At 44.2% G+C, this 21,172-nt stretch carries 23 protein-coding genes; all 23 read left to right on the forward strand.

The window, feature by feature from the left end; all coding sequences use genetic code 11:
• Positions 1-96 precede the first annotated feature (96 nt).
• The 23 genes from ACVS9P_RS03615 to ACVS9P_RS03725 all read left to right on the forward strand — a co-directional run bounded on the left by ACVS9P_RS03615 (position 97) and on the right by ACVS9P_RS03725 (position 21,161).
• Entirely contained in the window at positions 97-399 is a 303-nt protein-coding gene (locus ACVS9P_RS03615) for an HNH endonuclease (protein ID WP_452104277.1), read from the forward strand.
• 118 nt (positions 400-517) lie between these two features.
• Positions 518-829: a P27 family phage terminase small subunit gene (locus tag ACVS9P_RS03620; RefSeq protein ID WP_452104278.1), complete on the forward strand. Its 312-nt coding sequence runs from the start codon at positions 518-520 to the stop codon at positions 827-829.
• Positions 819-2,486, forward strand: a complete 1,668-nt coding sequence (locus ACVS9P_RS03625; RefSeq protein ID WP_452104279.1) for a terminase TerL endonuclease subunit — start codon at positions 819-821, stop codon at positions 2,484-2,486. Before ACVS9P_RS03620 ends, ACVS9P_RS03625 begins: the two co-directional genes overlap by 11 nt.
• 10 nt (positions 2,487-2,496) lie before the next feature.
• Complete coding sequence (locus ACVS9P_RS03630) at positions 2,497-3,654, forward strand: phage portal protein (RefSeq protein WP_452104280.1); 1,158 nt, start codon at positions 2,497-2,499, stop codon at positions 3,652-3,654.
• Entirely contained in the window at positions 3,651-4,463 is an 813-nt protein-coding gene (locus ACVS9P_RS03635) for a head maturation protease, ClpP-related (protein WP_452104281.1), read from the forward strand. The genes ACVS9P_RS03630 and ACVS9P_RS03635 overlap by 4 nt, the downstream gene beginning before the upstream one ends.
• The gene (locus tag ACVS9P_RS03640; protein ID WP_452104282.1) at positions 4,460-5,659 is read left to right on the forward strand and encodes a phage major capsid protein; all 1,200 of its coding nucleotides are present in this window, start codon (positions 4,460-4,462) and stop codon (positions 5,657-5,659) included. The genes ACVS9P_RS03635 and ACVS9P_RS03640 overlap by 4 nt, the downstream gene beginning before the upstream one ends.
• Positions 5,660-5,674: 15 nt before the next feature.
• The gene (locus ACVS9P_RS03645; RefSeq protein WP_452104283.1) at positions 5,675-5,989 is read left to right on the forward strand and encodes a hypothetical protein; all 315 of its coding nucleotides are present in this window, start codon (positions 5,675-5,677) and stop codon (positions 5,987-5,989) included.
• Entirely contained in the window at positions 5,967-6,317 is a 351-nt protein-coding gene (locus tag ACVS9P_RS03650; protein ID WP_452104284.1) for a hypothetical protein, read from the forward strand. Before ACVS9P_RS03645 ends, ACVS9P_RS03650 begins: the two co-directional genes overlap by 23 nt.
• On the forward strand, positions 6,307-6,618 hold the full coding sequence (locus ACVS9P_RS03655; RefSeq protein ID WP_452104285.1) for a hypothetical protein: 312 nt from the start codon (positions 6,307-6,309) through the stop codon (positions 6,616-6,618). The genes ACVS9P_RS03650 and ACVS9P_RS03655 overlap by 11 nt, the downstream gene beginning before the upstream one ends.
• Positions 6,618-7,109 carry an HK97-gp10 family putative phage morphogenesis protein gene (locus ACVS9P_RS03660; RefSeq protein ID WP_452104286.1) on the forward strand — a complete coding sequence of 164 codons (492 nt, stop codon included), beginning with the start codon at positions 6,618-6,620 and terminating at the stop codon, positions 7,107-7,109. Before ACVS9P_RS03655 ends, ACVS9P_RS03660 begins: the two co-directional genes overlap by 1 nt.
• A gap of 6 nt (positions 7,110-7,115) precedes the next feature.
• Positions 7,116-7,715, forward strand: coding sequence for a major tail protein (locus tag ACVS9P_RS03665; protein ID WP_452104287.1), 600 nt, complete (start codon positions 7,116-7,118; stop codon positions 7,713-7,715).
• Entirely contained in the window at positions 7,715-8,089 is a 375-nt protein-coding gene (locus ACVS9P_RS03670) for a hypothetical protein (RefSeq protein ID WP_452104288.1), read from the forward strand. The genes ACVS9P_RS03665 and ACVS9P_RS03670 overlap by 1 nt, the downstream gene beginning before the upstream one ends.
• Before the next feature lie 203 nt (positions 8,090-8,292).
• On the forward strand, positions 8,293-12,051 hold the full coding sequence (locus ACVS9P_RS03675) for a phage tail tape measure protein (RefSeq protein WP_452104289.1): 3,759 nt from the start codon (positions 8,293-8,295) through the stop codon (positions 12,049-12,051).
• Entirely contained in the window at positions 12,048-12,902 is an 855-nt protein-coding gene (locus ACVS9P_RS03680; protein ID WP_452104290.1) for a phage distal tail protein, read from the forward strand. Before ACVS9P_RS03675 ends, ACVS9P_RS03680 begins: the two co-directional genes overlap by 4 nt.
• 3 nt (positions 12,903-12,905) lie before the next feature.
• Entirely contained in the window at positions 12,906-14,282 is a 1,377-nt protein-coding gene (locus ACVS9P_RS03685; RefSeq protein ID WP_452104291.1) for a siphovirus ReqiPepy6 Gp37-like family protein, read from the forward strand.
• An 11-nt stretch (positions 14,283-14,293) separates the two neighbouring features.
• Positions 14,294-14,578 carry a hypothetical protein gene (locus ACVS9P_RS03690; RefSeq protein WP_452104292.1) on the forward strand — a complete coding sequence of 95 codons (285 nt, stop codon included), beginning with the start codon at positions 14,294-14,296 and terminating at the stop codon, positions 14,576-14,578.
• Positions 14,571-14,720: a hypothetical protein gene (locus tag ACVS9P_RS03695; RefSeq protein ID WP_452104293.1), complete on the forward strand. Its 150-nt coding sequence runs from the start codon at positions 14,571-14,573 to the stop codon at positions 14,718-14,720. Before ACVS9P_RS03690 ends, ACVS9P_RS03695 begins: the two co-directional genes overlap by 8 nt.
• The gene (locus ACVS9P_RS03700) at positions 14,711-15,907 is read left to right on the forward strand and encodes a hypothetical protein (protein ID WP_452104294.1); all 1,197 of its coding nucleotides are present in this window, start codon (positions 14,711-14,713) and stop codon (positions 15,905-15,907) included. Before ACVS9P_RS03695 ends, ACVS9P_RS03700 begins: the two co-directional genes overlap by 10 nt.
• Before the next feature lie 14 nt (positions 15,908-15,921).
• A complete protein-coding gene (locus ACVS9P_RS03705; protein ID WP_452104295.1) occupies positions 15,922-16,095 on the forward strand; it encodes a hypothetical protein in 174 nt (57 codons plus the stop codon).
• On the forward strand, positions 16,092-17,156 hold the full coding sequence (locus tag ACVS9P_RS03710) for a glycoside hydrolase family 25 protein (RefSeq protein WP_452104296.1): 1,065 nt from the start codon (positions 16,092-16,094) through the stop codon (positions 17,154-17,156). Before ACVS9P_RS03705 ends, ACVS9P_RS03710 begins: the two co-directional genes overlap by 4 nt.
• A gap of 24 nt (positions 17,157-17,180) precedes the next feature.
• Positions 17,181-17,645: a phage holin family protein gene (locus ACVS9P_RS03715; protein WP_452104297.1), complete on the forward strand. Its 465-nt coding sequence runs from the start codon at positions 17,181-17,183 to the stop codon at positions 17,643-17,645.
• Positions 17,646-17,838: 193 nt separating this feature from the next.
• Entirely contained in the window at positions 17,839-18,852 is a 1,014-nt protein-coding gene (locus ACVS9P_RS03720) for an HNH endonuclease (protein WP_452104298.1), read from the forward strand.
• 314 nt (positions 18,853-19,166) lie between these two features.
• Positions 19,167-21,161 (forward strand): site-specific DNA-methyltransferase, encoded by a 1,995-nt coding sequence (locus ACVS9P_RS03725; RefSeq protein WP_452104299.1) that lies wholly within the window; start codon positions 19,167-19,169, stop codon positions 21,159-21,161.
• Positions 21,162-21,172: the final 11 nt, after the last annotated feature.

Genomic DNA, 21,172 nt, shown 5'->3' on the forward strand with positions numbered 1-21,172 from the left:
CGAGAAAGCAACAAGACAGGATCGAAGTTTTATTCCGATCCTTATTTTCCATAAGACTGCAATGCAGATCTGTTTCGAAAAGTTCAGGAGATCATTATGACGAACCCATTTTATTTATCGTCTGCATGGCAGCACAAAAGGAAACAGATTCTTCGGAGAGATCACAACGAGTGTGTGATCTGCAAGAGCAAGGGACAGCATAGCCGGGCGGTGATCGTGCATCATGTGAAGCATCTGGATGAGCATCCAGAGTTGGCACTGTCCGATTACTATCAGGATCCGGACGGAACTCTTCACAGACAGCTGATATCGGTATGTAGATTTTGTCACGAGACAGTTTGCCATCCGGAGCGGATGCCGGTGCGCAAAAGCAAACCGCTGACAGAGGAAAGATGGTGACCCCCCGTCAAATAAATCGCGTTTTAAGATGTCGATTCCTACTCGCATAAGGGTTCAAGACTTTTTGGGAATTCACGCGCGCGTGAGGAAAAAATTGAGGCAGAAAGGAAGTGACCGCATGAGCGTTAAAAAAATAAAAGAGTCGCTGATCCAGCAATTACAGCTATTTGGAGCGGATGTTGATGTGTATAGATCAATGGTGGATGATTATTGCTGGCTATGGAAACAAGAGCATGAAATGCAGGCAGATATTAGGGAAAAAGGCCGCACTTATACGGCTACATCTGCCGCCGGAAAAGAATACGACAAGGAAAATCCATCCGTAAAAAACGCGCTGCTGTATAGTAAACAGATGGTGGCAATTCTAAGCGCATTAGGCGTTAATCCTAAAATTGTAGATTCACAGCAAGATGATGAAGATGAGTTGTAACAAGATCAATCCGCATGTTTCAGCGTACATGGAGGAAGTTGAATCCGGAAAGATCAGGGCGTGCAATGAACAGCATTTGCTGATCAAGCATATCAGAAAATGCTTTGAAACCGAGGATATTTATATCGACGATGAGCAGCTGGAACACTATCTGCACCAGGCGGTTTACTTCCCGTTTGAAAAATTGTTTCCATGGGAGGAGTTTATAACTGGTCTGCATCTGTGTACCTACTGGAAAAGCAACAAAATGCCGAGGTGGCCGGATCTGTTCTGCCTGATCGGCAGGGGAGCGGGAAAAGACGGCTATATCGCATTCGAAAGTGACTGCCTGACGTCCCCCTATAACGGAATTCATGCGTATGATGTTGATATCTGCGCAAACGATGAAGAGCAGGCCATGCGCCCGGTAAAGGATATTGTAGATGCGTTTGAAAATCCCAAATACATCAAAAAGCTCAAACGATATTATTACTGGACAAAGGAAAATGTGATCTGTCTGAAGACAAAGTCTCATATTACCGGGCATACGAGTAATTTTAAAACCAAAGATGGACTGCGATCCGGAGCGGTCATTTTGAATGAGATCCATCAGTACGAAAATTACAAGCTGATCGCGGTGTTTACGACCGGACTCGGAAAGAAAAAGCATCCGAGACGCGACTATTTTACGACGGATGGAAATGTAAGAGACGGTCCTCTTGACGATCTCAAAGAAAAAAGTGAATTGATTTTAACTGGGGAGCGGCCTGATAATGGCTTGCTTCCTTTTATTTGCAAATTAAACAAGAAGTCGGATGTCGATGATCCGAAAAACTGGGAAATGGCGAATCCCTCTCTGCCGTACCGCCCGGATCTGATGATGGAGATCCAGAAGGAATATAGGGACTGGAAAGAGCGGCCGTATCAGCTCTCCGACTTTATGACAAAGAGAATGAATCTTCCGCAGTCGGCGGAAGCGGCCCCTGTAACAGAGTGGGACAATATCAGTGCGACCAATCGACCGCTGCCGGATATGACCGGCTGGCAATGCACAGTCGGGATCGACTATGCATCTTTGAGAGACTGGGCGTCGGTCGACTTCCATTTTAAGAGAGACAACTTAAGGTACGATATCAGCCATTCATGGATCTGTTTACGCTCCCCGGAACTTAATCGGATACGCGCTCCGTGGAACGAGTGGAGCGAAGTAACGCCTGTTGATGAGGTGGAGATTTCTCCGGATCTGCTCACGGAATACATTGCAGAAACGGGGAAAAAGTATTACATCAGAAAGCTTGCATGCGATAACTTTCGCTTTGCACTGCTTAAAAATTCACTTCTGAAAATCGGATTCGATACGAAAAATCAGAAGAACATTTATCTTCTAAGGCCGAGTGATGTCATGAGAGTACAGCCGGTAATCGACAGCTGCTTTATCAATCACTTGTACACATGGGGAGATACGCCATCGCTCAGGTGGGCGACAAATAACGCAAAACTTGTCAGATCTGGCCGTAAAGACGGAACAGATACTGGCAATTTTTATTATGCAAAGATCGAGGCAAAGAGCCGGAAGACGGATCCGTTTATGGCGCTTGTTGCATCGATGGCGGTTGAAGATGAAATTCAGCCGCCGATTCCAAAGAACGCTCCAACACTTGGAGTCATTATAGGATAGGAGGGAAATAATGGCGTTTAACTTTTTTAAGTGGCTGTTCGGGAGCAGAGATTCTCCGCAGCCGGTAACAGGAGATGAATTTTTTGACCTGCTTTCTGACAACTATATCCGCGAGCTGGCGTTTGAATCCTGTGTCAACCTGGTTGGAAATATCGTCAGCAAATGTGAGATCAAGACCTATTCCGGAGGAGAAGAGGTAAAAGGCCCCGAATATTATCTCTGGAATTATGCGCCCAATCAAAATCAGAACAGCACTTCCTTCTGGCATAAGCTGATCTATCAGCTCTACCATAACAGGGAAGCTCTGGTGATCGAAAATGACGGAAAGCTTTATGTAGCGGACAGCTATAACCGGAAGAAGTATGCACTCTACGATGATGTGTTTTCTCAGGTGGCGATCGATGATTTCACCTTTAATCAAACGTTCACGGCGTCAAATGTTTTGTTCTTTGAGCTGACAAATCAGAATATGAAGCAGATCGTCGATGGATTATATCAGTCATACGGAAAATTGATTCAGTATGGAATGAAGGGTTATCAGAAATCACGCGGAGAAAAAGGTACGCTGGAACTGGATGCGACGGCTGTCGGAGATGTGAAGTTCATGCAGACCTATGAAGATATTAAAAACAAAGGATTTAAGACCTTTGCAGAAGCAGAAAATGCGGTATTGCCCCTTTATAAAGGGATGAAATATACACCTACTTCCAATAAAACATACAGCTCTGACACGACGCGGGATATCCGCGCAATGATTGACGACGTGACGGACTTTTATGCGAGGGGATTTGGGATTCCGGCTCCCCTATTAAATGGAAGTGTGCAGGACGTGTCCAGTGCTACAGACCAGCTTTTAACGTTTTGTGCGGACCCATTGGCGGATAATCTTGCGGAAGAGATCAACCGAAAACGGTATGGTGTCTCTGATTTTCAGAAAGGAAACTATCTGAAAATTGATACCAGCTGTATCAAGCACATTGATCTGATTGAATCCGCAGCCAATATCGATAAGCTGATGGGCTCTGGCGTTCTGTGCGTGAATGATATTCGCGTGCTGATCGGACAGCCGATCATTCCCGAAAAATGGGCGTACCAGCATTTCATTACAAAAAATTATTCTGCCATTGTAGATGCTTTGACAGAGCTTTCAGGAGGTGAAAAGGAATGAAGAAGTATTATTCGCTTGTGTCGGACGACCAGAGCGGGGCAGCAGATCTCTATATCTTTGGGGATATTGTAGACGCATGGAACACTGGGCTTGATGAAGCGTGGGATATGGATCTGGGAGAAGTTTCCGGACTGTCTATCGTGAAAGAGCTCAAAGAACTAAGCGCCAGTCAGATCAACGTTCATATCAACAGCTGCGGCGGCTACACGTCGGAAGGCTTGACGATCTACAATGTCCTAAAAAATCATTCGGCGAAAATCATCACCTATTGTGATGGATTTGCGTGTTCGGCGGCCTCTTTGGTGTTCATGGCTGGTGATGAGCGTGTCGTGGGAGATGCATCTGTATTGATGATTCACAACGCATGGAGCGACGTGCAGGGGAATGCAGCACAGCTCAGACAGCAGGCAGATATTCTCGAACAGATTTCAAAAGCTGCCGGGAATGCTTATGCCGGGAAAGTCAATATCAGCCGGGAAGAATTGGACGCGATGCTCGATGGAGAGAATCACGAAGGAACCTGGATCTTGCCGGAGGATGCGGTAAAAATGGGCTTTGCGACAAAAATTGCAGAGGAAGATTCTAGTAATATCGCGAACCAGTCCGTTATGAAACAGATCATGCAGAAGGTAACTAAAAAGCCGCAGCAGAAAGAAGAACCCATAACATTTGATTATGACAAAATGGCGGAGATCGTTTCTGCAAAGCTGATCCAAAAATCAAAGCAGGAGTTTACTGCAAATTCCCCCAAAATGGGGATCTCAAATTTTTTAAATGCGCTTTCGCGCAGAGAGGAGCAAAATAAATGAAAAATCTTGATGCAAAACAGGAGAACCGGAATAAGATTCTCCAAAAAATGACCGATGCGATTCGTGCAAACGATGGAGCGGGTGATCCGGATGCTTTTAGCGAAGCATTTAACGAGCTGGCTTTGGATATCCAGAGCGGCCTCCATGATCAGATTGCGGAGCTGACAGCACGCAACGACCAGGCAGCACTTGCAGCTAGGGGAGTGCGCGTGCTAACTTCCGAAGAGACAAAATACTACAGTGCGGTGATCGAGGCCATGAGGGGTGCAGAGCCGCGCCAGGCAATCGCAAATATCAATGTCGTTATTCCGGATACGGTCATTAATTCCGTATTTGAAGATATCCAAAAAGATCATCCGCTTTTGTCTGCAATCAACTTTCAGAATACCGGCGCACTTGTAAAGATGCTGCTTTCTACCAATGAAGGAGTTGCGGCATGGGGTGCTTTGGGAGATTCCGTTACCAGCGAATTGTCCGCAAGTTTTGTTGAAGTGGACTTGCTGGCAGGACAGCTGACTGCATTTATTCCAGTCGCAAAATACATGTTGGAACTTGGCCCCACCTGGATGGATACTTATGTGCGCACGCTGCTGTCGGAAGCTATGGCGACCCAGCTCGAAGCTGGCATTGTAGATGGAACCGGCAAAAATCAGCCGATCGGTATGGATAGAAAGTTATCCGGCGCGACGGACAGCGTTTATCCGATGAAGACTGCGACAAAGATTACGGATCTATCGCCTACTACATTCGGCATGATCCTTGACAGCTTGTCTACGGATAAAAATGGTAAAAAGCGTGCGGTAACCAGCATTATTATGGTGGTGAATCCCTCTGATTATTTTACAAAGGTATTCCCTGCGACAACGCCGCGCACAACGGATGGAGGCTTTAATCACGATGTGTTTCCGTTCCCGACTACCTGTATTCAGTCCCCGGCGGTGCCTTCTGGGAAAGCCGTTTTTGGACTTCCTGAGAAATACTTTATGGGCTGCGGAATCGGCAATAACGGCGGTAAATTGGAATACAGCGATGATGTGAAATTCTTAGACCGTCAGCGGGTCTACCTTACCTATCTCTATGGCAACGGCCGCGCTCTCGACGAAAACGCTTTCTATCTCGCTGATATTTCCGGGTTGAAGCCTTATGTGAAACAGGTCGAAGTAACGAACACTGTCAGCACGAAATCATCTACCTGATAGGAGGTGTAACGGGTGAGTGAACCGATAAGAGACGCAAAAGAACTGCTCTCCGACACTGAAAACTATCTTGATATCACGTGGAGCGATGAAGAAACAGACAAAAAAGTAACTGGGATCCTCACCCGCGGGATGGCATATCTGGATCATGTTGCAGGATTAGAACTTGATTACGCTGAAGGAACTGCCGCAAGGCAGCTCCTTTTTGATTATGTCAGATATGTTAGGTCGGATGCGTTTCATGATTTTGCAGTGGATTATGGGCCGGAATTGCTTTCGCTCCATATCAGCGGTGAGGTGACACAAAATGGAAACACAAGTACTCAATGATGGGATCGTAACGATTTATCGGAGCGAAAATATTGCGGATGTGGGGGATATGCCGAAATGGAATCTGGTAAAGACCGGGGCGCTGAGATATCATCGCCGCACGATCGGTGTGCAGAGACTGTATCTTGCGAAGCAGGCGAATGCGCAGGTGGACTTGCTTTTAAGATGCCAGTACCGTCCGGAAGTGAAAGTAGGCAATGTTGCTGTGCCGACACAGGATGGGGAGAAATATAAGATTACGGTCATACAGATTCCGGAGGACATTTACCCGCCAGTCATGGATCTAACGCTTGAAAAGTTGGAAGGAGATGAGGAAAATGCTGGATAGAGTGAAAAATGCACTGTTGACAGTCTCAAAATCTGTTTATCACTATACCGGAAAAGGAGAAAAAGCACCTTATATCGTTTGGGCGGAAGACTCCCGAAAAGATCATTACTCCGAGAATCATCACGGAGAAAAAGCGTGGAGCGGAACCATTGATCTGTTTTCCAAAGATGAAGATGAGCCGCTGCGGGATCAGATCGAAGATGCGCTCGACGAAGCGGGAATCAGCTGGTATTTAAACTCTGTACAGTATGAGGACGATACCAAGTTGATCCACACCGAATGGGTGTTTGAGGTGAGCTGATGAAAATAGAGTTAAAAGGATTCGATGAGTTAGAATCAAAACTTGAAACCCTCGGGGAAAAGTCTGATGAGATCATAAAAAAGTCATTATATGCTGGAGCGGGCGTGATTGCAGATTCTGTAAAAAAGAACATTGAGTCCCTCCCGACGGAAGATGCTAGGTGGCTAAAAAATGGGGAGCGGTATAATGTCTGCACTTCCTCTCAAAAAGAAGCGATGGCGTCAAGATTTGGTATTTCTCATATGGAAGATAAAGGGGATTCTGTGGATGTCTTAATCGGATTTGATGATGCCGGATATATCGGGAAACCAACTAAAAAATACCCAAGAGGAATGCCGGTAAGAATGATTGCAAGATCAATCGAGAGCGGATCATCGGTCAGGCAAAAACATCCGTTTTTTAGGATCGCAGTTAATAACAGCAAGAAAGCCGCCGTGGAAAAAGAGAAATCGACGGCGAGCGAGGAAATACAAAAGATAATGAAAGGATGATATGAAATGCCTAAAACAGGTTTGTCGCGCCCATATGTGGCGTTACTGAATGATGCGTCCGGAAGTCCGAAATATACCGGACTGACACGCGCGGAGCGGGCTGTAAAATACAGTATTAAAACAGAGGCGTCGGAGAGTAAAAACAATAGCTTTTATTCCGATAATGTGATTTCAGAATCCGATGTTGGGACTGCGGTAGTGACCGGAGGAACTTTATCGCTGGACGTCGATGGTCTCGGCTATGATACTTCAAAATTAATTCTCGGCATCGACGAAAAATCCATCACGATTGCAACCAAGGAAATTAAGTATCAGGAATATAACGATTCCATGGTGACTCCATTCTTGGGATTTGGAATCATCGAACGTCACCAAAAAGACGGAAAGATTTCCTATGTGGCAGTGATCCTGCCAAAAGTCAAATTTTCGGTTCCGGATGATGCGGCGGATACAGCCGGAGAGTCTGTCAGCTGGCAGACGGATTCGATTGACGGTAAATTTTATCGCTGCGGATCGAATAACGCTTTTAAGATCAAGAGCCCCGCTTTTGATACCGAGGACGACGCCGACGCGTTTATTCATGCGATCTTAGGAGCTGCTTCCTAATGGATAGAGTGGTAACGGCGAAAATCGCCGGTGAGGAATATCCTCTTTGCCTAACGTGCCGCGCACAGCAGAAAATTGCAGAAAAGTATGATTCAAGCGGCAATTTTGGAGGAGGACAGAAGTTCTGCGATACGATAGCGGAATACATTCGCGTGATCAGTATTTTACTAAAAGGCGGAGCGGAATATGTTTCGAAACGGGATGGAACGGAACAAAAAGAGATTCCTTCCGAGGAGGATCTCCAAACGCTGACCCCAGCGGAAGTGATGTTCGTCTATCGGAAATGTGAAGAAGCGATCAAACTTGGATCGGAACCGACCATTCAGTTGGAACCGGGAAAAAAGGGAGCCGCATCTACAATCGCCCAGCAATGATGCAGATGTGGCGTGGGATCGTCAACATGCCTGCCGATGAGTTCTGGGCGACTCCGGTTGGGGAGTTTTGGGACGTTGTATCGTGTTACCAAGTGGGACACGGCGCGACACTCGAATCTCAGATCGTGGACGATTTGCTTTAAAAGGTGCAGCGGGAGCCTAAAATCCCGCCACCATAAATAAAAAGGAAAGGAGCTAAAAACATGGATAATATCGGTGTAAAGATGTCTGCTGAGGGATCAAGAGAATTCCAAAATTCAATGAGAGCGAATGCCTCCGAAGTAAAAAACCTTAACAGTGCCTTAAAGGAGCAGGCATCGCAGTTCGAAAAAAGCGATAAAAGCGCCAAAAATCTTACTCAACAGAATGAGACGATGTCAAAAGCGATTGAAGCTTATCAATCGAGAGTTGCGATGGCGTCTCAGGAGCTGGAAAAGCATCGTGCCAAGATGGAGGACTGCAAAAAGGCATACGAGGACGCGACAAAGGCAAACGGAGAAAATAGCGCAGAAGCCAAAAAAGCGGCAGATGCTTATAGTGCGCAAAATAAAAAAGTAAACGATCTGCAGGATCAGATCAATAAAGCAAATACACAGATCAATGGATTTACAACGAAAATCAAAGAAAATACGGCGGCAATGGCAGAATCCGAAACCAAGCTGCTGAAATATGGGCAAAACATGCAGAAGGCCGGAAAAGATATCCAGTCGGCCGGAGAAAAAGTCAGTAAAGCGGGGGATACCTTAACCAAGAAAGTATCTGCTCCCTTAGTCGCGGTGGGGACGGCCTCTGTAAAAGCTTTTGAAGATGTCGATGCCGGAATGGATACGGTGATCAAGAAAACAGGAGCGACCGGGGACAGCGCGAAAGGATTAGAGTCGACCTATACGAAAGTAGCCGGGAGCCTATCCGCCAGCAAATCGGATTTTTCGGACGTCGGGAACGCCGTCGGCGAATTAAATACGCGTTTTGGATTTACCGGGGATACTCTGGAAACCGCGTCCGAGCAGTTCTTAAAATTTGCATCTGTCAATGGGGTCGATGTAAATGATGCGGTCAGGCTGGTTTCCCGTGCCATGGGAGACGCCAATATTCCCGCGAGTGAGTACAGTACTGTATTAGACGAACTAACGGTAGCATCTCAGCAAAGTGGAATTTCAATTGACACTTTGACTGAGGATATTACAAAATACGGTGCCCCTATGCGAGCACTCGGATTTGATACACAGTCGAGCATTGCAATCTTCAGTCAATGGGAAAAAGCCGGAGTCAATACAGAAATTGCTTTTTCCGGCATGAAGAAAGCAATCGGAAACTGGGAAAAAGCCGGTAAAGATTCAAAAACGGAGTTTGCTAAAACTGTAAAAGGAATTCAAGACGGATCAATATCCGCAGAAAAAGCGATTAGTATCTTCGGGACAAAAGCAGGACCGGATATGGTTGACGCGATCCAGCAGGGAAGATTTAATTATGAGGATTTCATGAAAGTAATTGAATCTTCAAAGGGGACAGTATCAGACACTTTTACGAGTATTATTCATCCGGCCGATCAAATGAAGCAGGCGCTGCATGAGATACAGCTTGCCGGGAGCGACTTAGGCGGAGAGATCATGCAACAGCTTGCCCCAAAGCTCACGGAACTAGGGGATTTTGTAAAAGACTGCGCGGAAAAGTTTCAAAACATGAGCAGTTCCGAAAAAGATAATGCGCTGCAGCTGGCAGGCTGGGCAATCGCAGCCGGTCCTATTTTGTCAGTCAGTGGGAAAATGATTTCTACAACAGGAAAAATGATATCCGGAGTCGGAAAAGTAACTTCCAATATTGGCGGACTGACGGCAGCATTAAAAGTTTCAAAAACGGAGCATATCAGCTTGTCGGCAGCGGCAGATACTCTCAAAGATAAGAACACTGGGCTTGCAAAAGCACTCGGCAGTACCGGACTAAAAGCGGGACTTGCGGTCGCCGCGATCACGGCGGTCGGAATTGGATTCTATCAGGCATGGCAGAAAGCGCATGAATCACAGATAAAGTTTAACAGCGATATGGATTCCTTGTCTTCCAAAGCAGAGCAGACCAGTAAATCGTTTGAGGACTTGCATAAGGCATCTGCGGAAGCGATTACCAAAGGAGACTCGGAAACCGATAATTTGACAAGTTTGGCGGCGGAACTGGATACTCTGGTCGATGCGAACGGCAGAGTAAAGGAAGGACAGGAAGACAGGGTCAATTATATTCTGAGTCAGCTAAACCCGGCATTGGGACTCAATATGACAGCCGAAGATGGGATCATTCAAAAATATGATGAGCAGAAACAGAAAATTGGAGAATTGATCGCCAAAAAACAAGCCGAGATGGAGCTGGATGCGCATAAGTCGGAGTATGAGGCAGCGCTGCAGAAGCAGTCGTCAGCCTTAAAAGATATGACCGATGCGCAAAATGCCTATAACGAAAAGAAAAAAGAAACTGCCGAATGGCAGGAGAAAGTGGACAACTGGACAGTAAGTGATTCCGTGTCGCTTGGTTATTATAAAAAGAAACTTGCAGAGGCGACACAAGAGCAGGACAAAGCTGCAACGACTTTAGGGGAAACGTCTTCTGCTTATGGACAGTGCCAGCAGACGATTCAAAACTATTCTGCGGCATCCGCTGCGATCCAGCAGGGAAATTACAAATTAGCAGAAGAGTATTTATCGAAACAAACGCTTGCCTATACCACTGCAGGGCACGCAACAGAACAGCAGTTATCCGATCAGGTGACTTCGACGGAGAGTAATTATGAGCAGTTAAAAGCGGCCTATGACAGAGGGGACGCCGGAGTCACGGAAACAATGGTAAAGAATGCGGAGTCTCTGAGAGATAAGGCAAAACAGGAATATGCAAAGACAGGCAAAGCGGAAAGTGACGCGGTCGCACAAAGCGCAGAGGAAGTAAAAAACAAACTGGATTCTGAAGGCGCTGCAATTTCTGCAGGAGCCGCCGCATCGATTGCCAATATGAAGCCGTCGCTGCAGAACGCGGCGGAAGACGCCTATATGGGAATTTATTCCGGAATGGAGTTAACAGCGCCGCAGCTGATCAACTACGCCAAAGATCTCGGAATCAATCTGCCAACCGAACTTGCAAACTCACTTGCCGGAGCTTCTCCTAATGTTAGACAGCAGGCCGTCGATATGATTTTGCAGATACAGTCGGCCTCAGACGAGCAAAAGCCGGGTTTGATCGAAAATCTACAGCAGTTCGGAAACGATAACGGAATCAGTTTTACCGATGCGATGATTTCCGCCGTTGAAGGGCAGACTCCGGATTGCCAAAAGTCCGGAGCGGATGCAGCGGACGCAACCAATAATGGTGCAAACGGAGAGGGCGACCCGGATACTAAAAAAGTTTCTGCTGAAAACACTGGAAATGGTGCAAAAACTGCAGATGATGTTATTAGCGATGTGAAGGGAGAAGGAGATGCGGAAATTTTGGCAAAATCGAAACCAGAAGATGCCAATGCTTCTTGGAACACATGGCATGCGATTTCCGATTGGTTTAAAGGCAACCCAATTATGGTCGCAATCAAATCATTTTTTGGCGGAGGCAGTCCAGATCAAAATGCCAACGGCGGAAAGATCACAGACCCTACCTTAACTTGGGTATCAGAGGCCGGATATCCGGAATACATCATCCCGACAGACCCAACGAAACGTGCCCGGTCATTATCGCTGATGTCGAAAGCAGCGGCCGATCTCGGTATGCAGGATCTATACGCTACGATGGACAGAGCCGCCGAAAATGTAACCTATGCGAAAACATCGTATAACAGCGGTTTCGGTATGGATTATGCGGCTCTCTTACAAGAAATCAAAAAGCTCGAATTGATAAAAGGAGATACTTATCAAATTATCAATCCGAGAAATGATTCTTATTTAGAAGCTGCAAGACAAATTAGAAATAGTAAAAAGAGGTTATTGCGATGAGTAAGAATCTTACAATAACGCTTAGCAGCAATGGACAAACGTGGAAGTTTGGAAGCAAAACCACCTATGGAATTATTAGTATCGACGGATTAGATGCTCTGGATATTGCAATCTCGACAAAGGATAATGCGCAGTACGACGGAGCAAGCGTTGAAGGAGTACACGTTGGGGCAAGGCACATTACAACCGATATTAAAATTCCGGAAGATGACCGGTCGGAAGATCTGAGAGATTGGCTGTTAGGATTTTTAAACCCTCATTATGAGGGAATTATGACGATTGAAAGAGAAAATAGTAAACGAACAATCAATTACCGGGTTGCAGAACGGCATACGGAGCGGGATGATCTCCATACGCCTATGACGCTGGTAATTGATTTTTTATGTCCAGACCCTTATTTTTCCGGAGATACTTTTTCAAAAAACATTGCATCATCTATCCCTACTTTAAGTTGCGGCTTAGATGCGTGGGAGGGTGCGGGGCTTTATGTGGAATGGAAAGAGTTTTCCGATACGGTGACGGTAGACAATCATGGAGATCTTGAATCTGGAATCGACATCAAATTTAAAGCAAATGGAGCGGTTGTCAATCCGCAGCTCGATAATCTCACGACAGGGGAATTTGTACGGGTCATCACAACGCTTAAATCCGGAGATATCCTCACAATCAACACGAATCGCGGAAACAAACGAATTGAGCTTAACGGGAAAAACATCAGCAACTTAAAAGATCGCGGAAGCTCCTTTTTTCAGATTGCACCGGGTCAAAACGTTTTAAAGTACAAAGCAGATGATGGATATACCAATTTAGAGGTATATCCGGAATGGACAACAAGGTATATGGGGGCATGATAAATGATTGAATTTAGAGTGCTGAATGAAAACTTTGTGGAGATTGGAACGCTTGACTCGTTTACGTCTCTGATATGGGACCGCAAATATTATGACGTTGGCAGCTTCGAACTGCATGCTGAAACAAAATATTTTGAATTGCTGGTAAGTGCGAAATATCTATGGTCGGAATCTTTTGTAGATACAGCGGTAATCGAAAATATTGTGCTCGATAGGGAGAATCACGACTTGACCGTTTCCGGAGACTTTCTGGATGAGATTCTTCGTAACCGGATTATTACCGATATTATTAATGCTAATAAAACGCCGGAAGAGTTTATGCGGGACTGGATCAACCGATATTGTATAGCGGATCCAGCTAGGAGAATTGATAAGTTAAAGCTGCAAAATGCAACGGGAATCGGATATAAAGTGCCGGTGCAGACAAGAGGGGATGAGCTGCCGTCCAAAATCAGAGAAATTGCAACACCGCAGGAGTGCGGATTTCGACTCCGGTATGATTATTATCAAAATGTTATGTGGCCGGAGATCTATCAGGGAAAAGACCGAACGGAGGAACAGACCAAAAATAGTTTGGCTGTCTTTTCCGACGATGATGATTCTGCCACCATGAGCAGTTACACACGGGATAACACGAATGTTAGAAACTTTGCCTATGTAGCGGGAGAGGGCGACGACAATGCTCGCATGATTGTTACGGTAGATCAGACAAACGGAAAAAAACGCCGTGAATTATGGGTAGATGCCAGAGATGTTCAAAGAGACGATGGAGAGTCTGACAACAGCTATCGCCAAAAGCTGCTCCAGAGGGGCAAAGAAAAGCTCTCAGAATTACGGCTGTCTGAATCCTGTGAATTTGCGCCGGAGGAAGCAAATTCTTTAAAGTATGGCGTCGATTATGATTTAGGGGATTTATGTACCGTTCATGATCAGGGAACCGGCATCAAATATAACGCTCGGGTAGAAGAAGTATCTATCTCGATAGAAAAAGGCAGCGTTACTGTAACGCCGACACTTGGAAAGCCTTCCGTTGCGCTGCTAGGAGATGATGCAATCAGTAAACTGCAGGCATCTGTGAGCCATACCGGGATCGTCCCTTCTGCGTTGCCCGCACATGGAGGAAATGCAGAAAAGTGGGACGGATGGAAATGTGAAGCAGGCGTAAAAACTGTGACGCTTGGTTCTGACTGCGGAGCCAGGGTGTGTTCGTGCATTGGAAAAAACGATGTGTTTTTTGCATCGTCCGGAGATGGTTCCGGGAATGGCTGGGCACCTATTTCAATGGTCGCGCGTTCCGGAAATAACTGGGCGATCTGGTCAACAACAGCAGGAAGCGGAGCACAGTACTGTGTTGCGTATGCTCATTTTTATCAACAATAAAGAGGTGCTATATGAAAAAAGTTTATGCGGCGGTAGGAGCTACCGGGATCGTACTTGATTTTAGCGATGTAAAAATTGACGGATGGAAAGAAGGGGAAATCGATGAATTAGAGCCGGTTAAAGATGTGAATGGAAATCACAATTACAGATATGATGCCGGAGAAATCAGAGCGGCAACAGACAGCGAAAAAGAAAAGGAGTCCATGCCGCCGAAATATCAAAATATAGAATCAAGAATCGCTGATATTGAGGATGTCCTTTCTTTAGAAATCCTTGGAGGTGCTTCAAGTGAATGATTCACTATTTCGCATCATTTGCAGAGTAGTAAAAAGAAGAGTGGAGGAGGGGGAGATGTTTGATCAGATTATTTTAGAATACCCAAGATTAACAGAGGACGATCAATCGAAAATCAAAAGTGAGGTGGAAAAATGGCTTTAAAGTATGGAATCTTTCCAAGCAAAAAAACAGGAACAACCGATGATGGACTTCCCATTGGAGACAGGACAAACGATGCAGAATATTTAGCTCGTAAATATAGTGGGATTATTGGAAACGGTGTCCTTGCAAACCCATCAACCTGTGGTCAGGTACAGGCAAGCGGACAGGGGCTTAAAATTCTGATTAAACCGATCGATGTTTGGATTAACGGCTGGTATGCTTACGATCTCAATGAAGAGAGTATCACGCTGGCAGGAGTAACGAATGACCGGGTAGAAAGAGTTTTTGCAAGATTGAATCATCCGGAAAGAAAAATTGAAATCATTACAGGGAGCGGATCGACGGCTCCGAATTTGACCAGAACAAACGATATTTATGATCTTGCTCTTGCTGATATTACGCTCAAAAAGGGACAGACCGTTGTATCGCAGTCGAACATTCGGGACTTGAGACTGAATAATACATACTGTGGGATCGTATCGGGGCTAATTAAGCAAATGGATACCAGCACGCTGCTTGCACAGATGGAGTCGTGGTTCTCAGAACAAAAATCCGCTCAAGAGTCTGACTTTGAGCATTGGTATAACACATTTACTGCTCAGTCAAAATCTGATTTTGACACGTGGTTTACGGGGATCAAAAATGTACTGGACAGCAATACGGCCGGCCATTTACTTAATATGATCAATGCAGTCAATGATTCCAAAGGAAAAGCAAATGGGATTGCTGGATTAAATTCAAAGGGAGCTGTTCCACCAGAACAAGGTGGTACCGGCCAGAACTCACTTGTTGACAGCCGTAATGTGATGGGGTTAGGAAAAACTACTGGACCGCTGCCAATCAAAAATGGCGGAACAGAAGCCAGTACGGTAAGTGATGCCCTTAAAAATCTGGGATTGTCACCGGTGGTGATATCAACCGGAGATCATTATATCCTGTTGAAAGCAGGACCTATCATGAACTTGCGAATTTATGGAGCGTCGGCAAATGACGTTCCAACGATCCCAACACAGTATCGTCCGCATATAATAGATGCATCAGGATTTGCATGGGTGCTTGGTGACTCTCCACAGGCTGGAATCCTGATCGTGTCAGGATATAGTGGAAGAGTATCGTCTTATGTGACAAGTGGACCGGATACATCATCAACAGAGTGCCGCGGATCCGTCGTGTGGATCGCGAATTAGGAGGAGGATAAAAGATGACTCAACAAGAATTTGAAATTATAAAAGCGCTCGCTTATGAGGAGACGCCGGAACAGATTGCGACTGCGGAAGGAATCTCGATGTCGGATGTGGAAGCAATCAGAGAAAAATTTGCAGATGAAATTATTTCTGCAAAGGCCGATCTTAAGAAAGCGGGGTACTTAAAATGAAAGGAATAGATGTCAGTGCCCATAATGGCTTTATCAACTGGGATGCAGTCAAAGCAGCCGAATATGATTTTGCCATCATTCGAACCGGCTATGGAAACGATATCAGTCAAAAAGACAGGTGGTTTGAACAGAATATCCAGGGTGCTCATGCTGCAGGTTTAAAAATTGGCGTTTATCATTTCTCGTATGCAATCAGCATCGAAGATGCGCGTACAGAAGCAAATTTAGTGTTACAGATCATCGCTCCATATCGGAACTGGCTTACATGGCCGGTCTTTTTCGATTACGAATACGATTCCGTTCGGTGGTCAAGACAAAACGGAATCGATCCGGGACCGCAGCTTGTAACAGATATGGCACTGACATTCCTACAGACAATCGCTGCTGCAGGATATCGGGTCGGAAATTACACCAATCTCGACTATTATCGGAATTGGTTCCAAATGGAGCGGTTAAAAGACTACCCGATGTGGTTTGCACAGTATGAAGTCGATAGCCCAGCCGTTTCCTGCCCTCTTTGGCAGTTTGGCGGTGAGAATGTTCCGGGCTGCAGTGGATTGATCGACAGCAATATTGCTTTTACGGATCTTTCTAGCGGAAATCCGGTACAGTCAGAAGGTGAAAGTGCTATTTCAATCGATGTGTTCCATAGAGTGCAGACAGCAGAAGACGGCTGGCTTGCAGAAGTGCATAACTTTGATGATTATGCCGGGATTCGGGGACACAAAATCATTGGCTGGGCGATCCGCACTTCCCATGGATATCTGAAATATCGCGTGCATGTTTTGGGGAAAGACTGGCTGGAATGGGTCGATACCCGCGACGGATACAATCTTGCAGATATCAACGGATATGCCGGAAATGGAGAGCAGATCGATGCAATCGAAGCTTACTTTGTTACGCCGGACGGAGAACCATATCAGTACGCCCATTACAAGGTCAGCCCTAATCTGCAAAGCTATTACCCGGAGCAAATCGACGACAATACCAATAGCGGTATGGACGGATATGCAGGCGTATTTGGCAATACCATTGATCGCGTGCAGTTAGAAGTTGAATGAGAATAAAAAGGAGAAAAAAATAAAATGGATACATTAACAAAAACAAAGGCGGTATTTACTGCCGTCGTAGGAGTGTTGGCGTCTTGGCTTGGAGAACTCGCCGTGCCAATGTTGGTATTGGTCATTTGTAATCTGATCGATTATGTTACGGGATTAGCGGCAGCATCAAAGCGCGGCCAAAAAATCAGCAGCTACCGAGGTATTCAGGGCATTGCAAAAAAGGTTTGCATGTGGCTTTTAGTCGCGGTCGGTGCTGTGCTTGACTGGCTTCTTTCTTATGCAGGCGACAAACTCGGAATGACCATTCATCTTCCGATGCTGATCGCGTCGCTTGTAGCTGTTTGGCTGATCTGCAACGAATTAATCAGTATCCTAGAAAACATTGGAGATATCGGAGCGCCGCTGCCTAGTTTCTTAGGACGCCTCGTTTCGATGCTCAAGAGTAAGGTCGACTCTCAGGTGCCGGAAGATACCAGCAATCAAAAGTAAATATCTACACAAAACGATCCCCAGCTATCCTTATTTTTTAGGACGGTTGGGGGATTTTTTGTTGTTAATACGTCTAATTACTCCATTTTAATTATGTTGAATCTTGACCAACTTTCGCACAAAGTGTTCCATTTTATGGGATTTAAGAGTATTATTAACGCAATGTAAATTTATTTTATAGGAGATAACTTTGATGAAATTGCCATTGCACCTGATTCTTAAGTTTCCTAATACATTTGATGTTGCTGGAAATGGAACCGATACGATTGAAGAACATAAATCATTATGTGAAACTAACAATAGATTAATATGGGGAGAAAGTTCTCAGCGAACACCAAACGGCGTTTCTGAAAAAAACAGGGAAAGAATAAAGCAACAAATACATGATGGTATAAATACATACACCTTTTTTTTAGCCAATAATAAAGGCAACCAAGAACTATATGTAGGCAGAATGATAAATATTTACGGCAAAGGTGAAATACCATCAACTAGTGAATTAAAAAAATATATTCCAAGTTATTATGCTTCGAATGTTGGAACTACTTCAGATACGGCTAATTTATTTGTAGATGTTACTACATTCTTTAAAATTGACACAAATTATTTAGATTCTATTACAGTTGAAAGTACCGGAAAGATTATTACTACTATCCATAATTCAAATTCTATTTTTCTAGTAAATATAAACAATAAATTGGAAAAAACATTAGCGGAACTAATAGCTAATTCTGAATTAAACTACCAGTATCAAATTGAAAAAGTAAATGCACCTCAAAGTAGCTCAATTGAAGACTCTCCTAAAAAAAAGCCTATAAAGACATTAGTCAATGGAACTAAAGCATACACGAGAAATCCAGAGACTGCTAAGAATGCAGTTGTTGCTGCAAAATATCAATGTGAAATTGATGGTAACCATAAAGATTTTATTTCAGAAACCACAAAAGAAAATTATGTTGAGGCACATCACTTAATACCAATGGAATATCAAGATGATTTTGAAAGTAGTATTGATATTGAAGCAAACATTATTTGTTTATGTGCAACTTGTCATAAAAAATTGCATCATGCCATAATGTCCGAAAAAAAGCCATTAATTGAAAAACTATATTATCAAAGAATAAAAAGGTTAAAAGATTGTAACGTTAATATAACTTTGCAAGATTTGCTAAAACACTATGATTGTAATGGCCCAGCGTTTTTGTAATACAACTGTCTAAACTGATTCAATCCATACCTCGCTTCATAGGGCGTTCGATAATCGTTGTAAGAGTGAGGGCAAACCTGATTGCACCAAAATAATTGAGGGTATATGAGATATCAGAAACTAAAGTAGAGAACAGTATAGTCATTAGTGTGGGTTAGAAAAATATTGTCCTTTTAAACAGGCGAAATTGCTAAGCAATAAGTTATAATATAAAAAGATGAAAAATATTATATGATTTCTTAAGGCAGTTGTAATGTCAACGGACAAGTATTTAAAAAATTGCATGATTTGAAATTTAGGGAGGATGTTATAGGATGGATGATAAGCGAAAAGTCTCACAGGAAATTTTTGATTCTGTCAGTGATGGCGTACAGAAATTGGCACAACTATTTCCATCTGCCGTAAAAGATGGCGAGGTGGATTTTAACGCACTGAAAGAGGAATTGGGGCAATTTACTCCGGTCGGAGCTGAAAAATATGAACTAAACTGGGCAGGTAAATCAGATGCAAAACGGATTGCCCGTGAAGACATATTGGGCAGAACGTTGAAATATGTGCCGCAAGACAGCAAGAATGCCGATACCACCGAAAATGTTTATATCGAAGGTGACAATCTTGAGGTGCTCAAACTTCTGCGCCAAAACTATTACGGCACAATCAAAATGATTTACATAGACCCACCCTATAATACTGGTAAAGACTTTGTTTATCACGACGATTTCACCATGAGCGGAGAAGAAAGTGCTGAAGCTGAAGGTGAAACTGTGGATGGCGAGCGCATGGTTATCAACCAGAAAAGTACTAACCGATTTCATGCTAACTGGCTCAATATGATGTACCCGCGCCTGAAAGTAGCAAAGGATTTGCTAAGAGAAGATGGAGTTATCTTTATCAGCATAGATGATAATGAGGTTGCACAACTCCGAAAGATTTGTGATGAAGTGTTTGGTGAAATAAACTTTATAGCACAAATTACTGTACTCAACAACCCTAAGGGACGTTCGCAAGATAAATATGTAGCCACATGCCATGAATTTTTACTTTGTTATTCTAAATCTGTTCTACCTAAAGGAGCGGTCTCCATACAAAAGACAGATGATGATATAAAAAGTGATTATCCTCTTGAAGACGAAAGGGGCACTTATAGGGAGGTGGAATTAAGAAACACTCATCGAGAATTCGGAAAGCACAACCGCCCCAATCTATATTACCCAATTTATGTGTATGACAGTGGACAAATTGCAATTACGCCCATATCGCAAGGAATCCCAGTTTACCCTATATGGGAAGATGGATTTGCAGGTTGTTGGACTTGGGGGCAAGACAAAGCAATCAATAATGCTGACCTTTTAACCGCTAAGAAAGTAAAAGGTTCATGGAAAATATATAGAAAATCTTACTCTGTGCAGGAAGATGGTAACGTCGAAAAACAGCTTAAATCTATATGGATTGACAAACGTTTCCATACTGAAAAGGGACAGGCAGTATGTAACGAGCTATTTGAAACTAAAAAAAAGTTATTTCAGTCTCCAAAGGCTGTTGATCTTATTACTGAGTTGATTAAGATGTCGAAGGCTTCTGACAATGATATCATTATTGACTTCTTTTCTGGTTCCGCGACGACCGCTCACGCAGTCATGCAGCTAAATGCAGAGGATGGTGGTAATCGTAAATTTATAATGGTGCAGGTACCAGAAGTTTGTGACAAGAATAGTGAAGCTTATAAGGCAGGCTTTAAAAACATTTGTGAAATTGGCAAGGAGCGCATCCGCCGTGCAGGTGAAAAAATAAAAACAGAAATTGAGCAGCAAAATGCACAGCTAGATTTTGATGAAGAACCAAAGCAAGTACCAGATATCGGCTTTAAGGTCTTTTGCACAGCAGATACTAACATTCGCTGGACGCATGAGGCACTGAAAGCCCAACAAATACATATTGATGAGTCTATGCTTTCCGACAAGGACAAGCTTGACTTTATGCCAGGCTTTAAAGATATCGATGTTGTTTATGAAATTTTGTTGCACCAGCGGGATATCCCTCTCTCCGCAGAAGTGGAAAAGCGGAATAAAATTGGTGAACGAACTTATTTTATCGCAGATACATACCTTGTCTGTCTTGAAGAAACAATTACAAAGGACATGTTGGAAAAATTGGCGGCAGTTGAACCGCTTCCAATTAAGTACATTCTGCGCGATAGCGCGTTTGAAGACAATATTTCGCTCAAGGATGAGACCATCCGCCGTTTGGAAGCCCTGATTGCCCGCAATTCTGGTGAGAATGAACAGACCTATACGGTTGAGTTTATTTGAGGGGGCGGAAA

It is taken from the genome of Caproicibacterium sp. NSD3 (assembly GCF_053613275.1).

Excerpts from the sequence above, each read along its gene's own strand:
- ACVS9P_RS03710 (WP_452104296.1), top strand. The coding sequence starts at position 16,092 with ATGAAAGGAATAGATGTCAGTGCCCATAATGGCTTTATCAACTGGGAT.
- ACVS9P_RS03720 (WP_452104298.1), top strand. The coding sequence starts at position 17,839 with ATGAAATTGCCATTGCACCTGATTCTTAAGTTTCCTAATACATTTGAT.
- ACVS9P_RS03615 (WP_452104277.1), top strand. The coding sequence starts at position 97 with ATGACGAACCCATTTTATTTATCGTCTGCATGGCAGCACAAAAGGAAA.
- ACVS9P_RS03660 (WP_452104286.1), top strand. The coding sequence starts at position 6,618 with ATGAAAATAGAGTTAAAAGGATTCGATGAGTTAGAATCAAAACTTGAA.
- ACVS9P_RS03685 (WP_452104291.1), top strand. The coding sequence starts at position 12,906 with ATGATTGAATTTAGAGTGCTGAATGAAAACTTTGTGGAGATTGGAACG.
- ACVS9P_RS03715 (WP_452104297.1), top strand. The coding sequence starts at position 17,181 with ATGGATACATTAACAAAAACAAAGGCGGTATTTACTGCCGTCGTAGGA.
- ACVS9P_RS03680 (WP_452104290.1), top strand. The coding sequence starts at position 12,048 with ATGAGTAAGAATCTTACAATAACGCTTAGCAGCAATGGACAAACGTGG.
- ACVS9P_RS03640 (WP_452104282.1), top strand. The coding sequence starts at position 4,460 with ATGAAAAATCTTGATGCAAAACAGGAGAACCGGAATAAGATTCTCCAA.
- ACVS9P_RS03725 (WP_452104299.1), top strand. The coding sequence starts at position 19,167 with ATGGATGATAAGCGAAAAGTCTCACAGGAAATTTTTGATTCTGTCAGT.
- ACVS9P_RS03630 (WP_452104280.1), top strand. The coding sequence starts at position 2,497 with ATGGCGTTTAACTTTTTTAAGTGGCTGTTCGGGAGCAGAGATTCTCCG.
- ACVS9P_RS03665 (WP_452104287.1), top strand. The coding sequence starts at position 7,116 with ATGCCTAAAACAGGTTTGTCGCGCCCATATGTGGCGTTACTGAATGAT.
- ACVS9P_RS03700 (WP_452104294.1), top strand. The coding sequence starts at position 14,711 with ATGGCTTTAAAGTATGGAATCTTTCCAAGCAAAAAAACAGGAACAACC.
- ACVS9P_RS03705 (WP_452104295.1), top strand. The coding sequence starts at position 15,922 with ATGACTCAACAAGAATTTGAAATTATAAAAGCGCTCGCTTATGAGGAG.
- ACVS9P_RS03690 (WP_452104292.1), top strand. The coding sequence starts at position 14,294 with ATGAAAAAAGTTTATGCGGCGGTAGGAGCTACCGGGATCGTACTTGAT.
- ACVS9P_RS03650 (WP_452104284.1), top strand. The coding sequence starts at position 5,967 with ATGGAAACACAAGTACTCAATGATGGGATCGTAACGATTTATCGGAGC.
- ACVS9P_RS03670 (WP_452104288.1), top strand. The coding sequence starts at position 7,715 with ATGGATAGAGTGGTAACGGCGAAAATCGCCGGTGAGGAATATCCTCTT.
- ACVS9P_RS03655 (WP_452104285.1), top strand. The coding sequence starts at position 6,307 with ATGCTGGATAGAGTGAAAAATGCACTGTTGACAGTCTCAAAATCTGTT.
- ACVS9P_RS03675 (WP_452104289.1), top strand. The coding sequence starts at position 8,293 with ATGGATAATATCGGTGTAAAGATGTCTGCTGAGGGATCAAGAGAATTC.
- ACVS9P_RS03620 (WP_452104278.1), top strand. The coding sequence starts at position 518 with ATGAGCGTTAAAAAAATAAAAGAGTCGCTGATCCAGCAATTACAGCTA.
- ACVS9P_RS03625 (WP_452104279.1), top strand. The coding sequence starts at position 819 with ATGAGTTGTAACAAGATCAATCCGCATGTTTCAGCGTACATGGAGGAA.
- ACVS9P_RS03635 (WP_452104281.1), top strand. The coding sequence starts at position 3,651 with ATGAAGAAGTATTATTCGCTTGTGTCGGACGACCAGAGCGGGGCAGCA.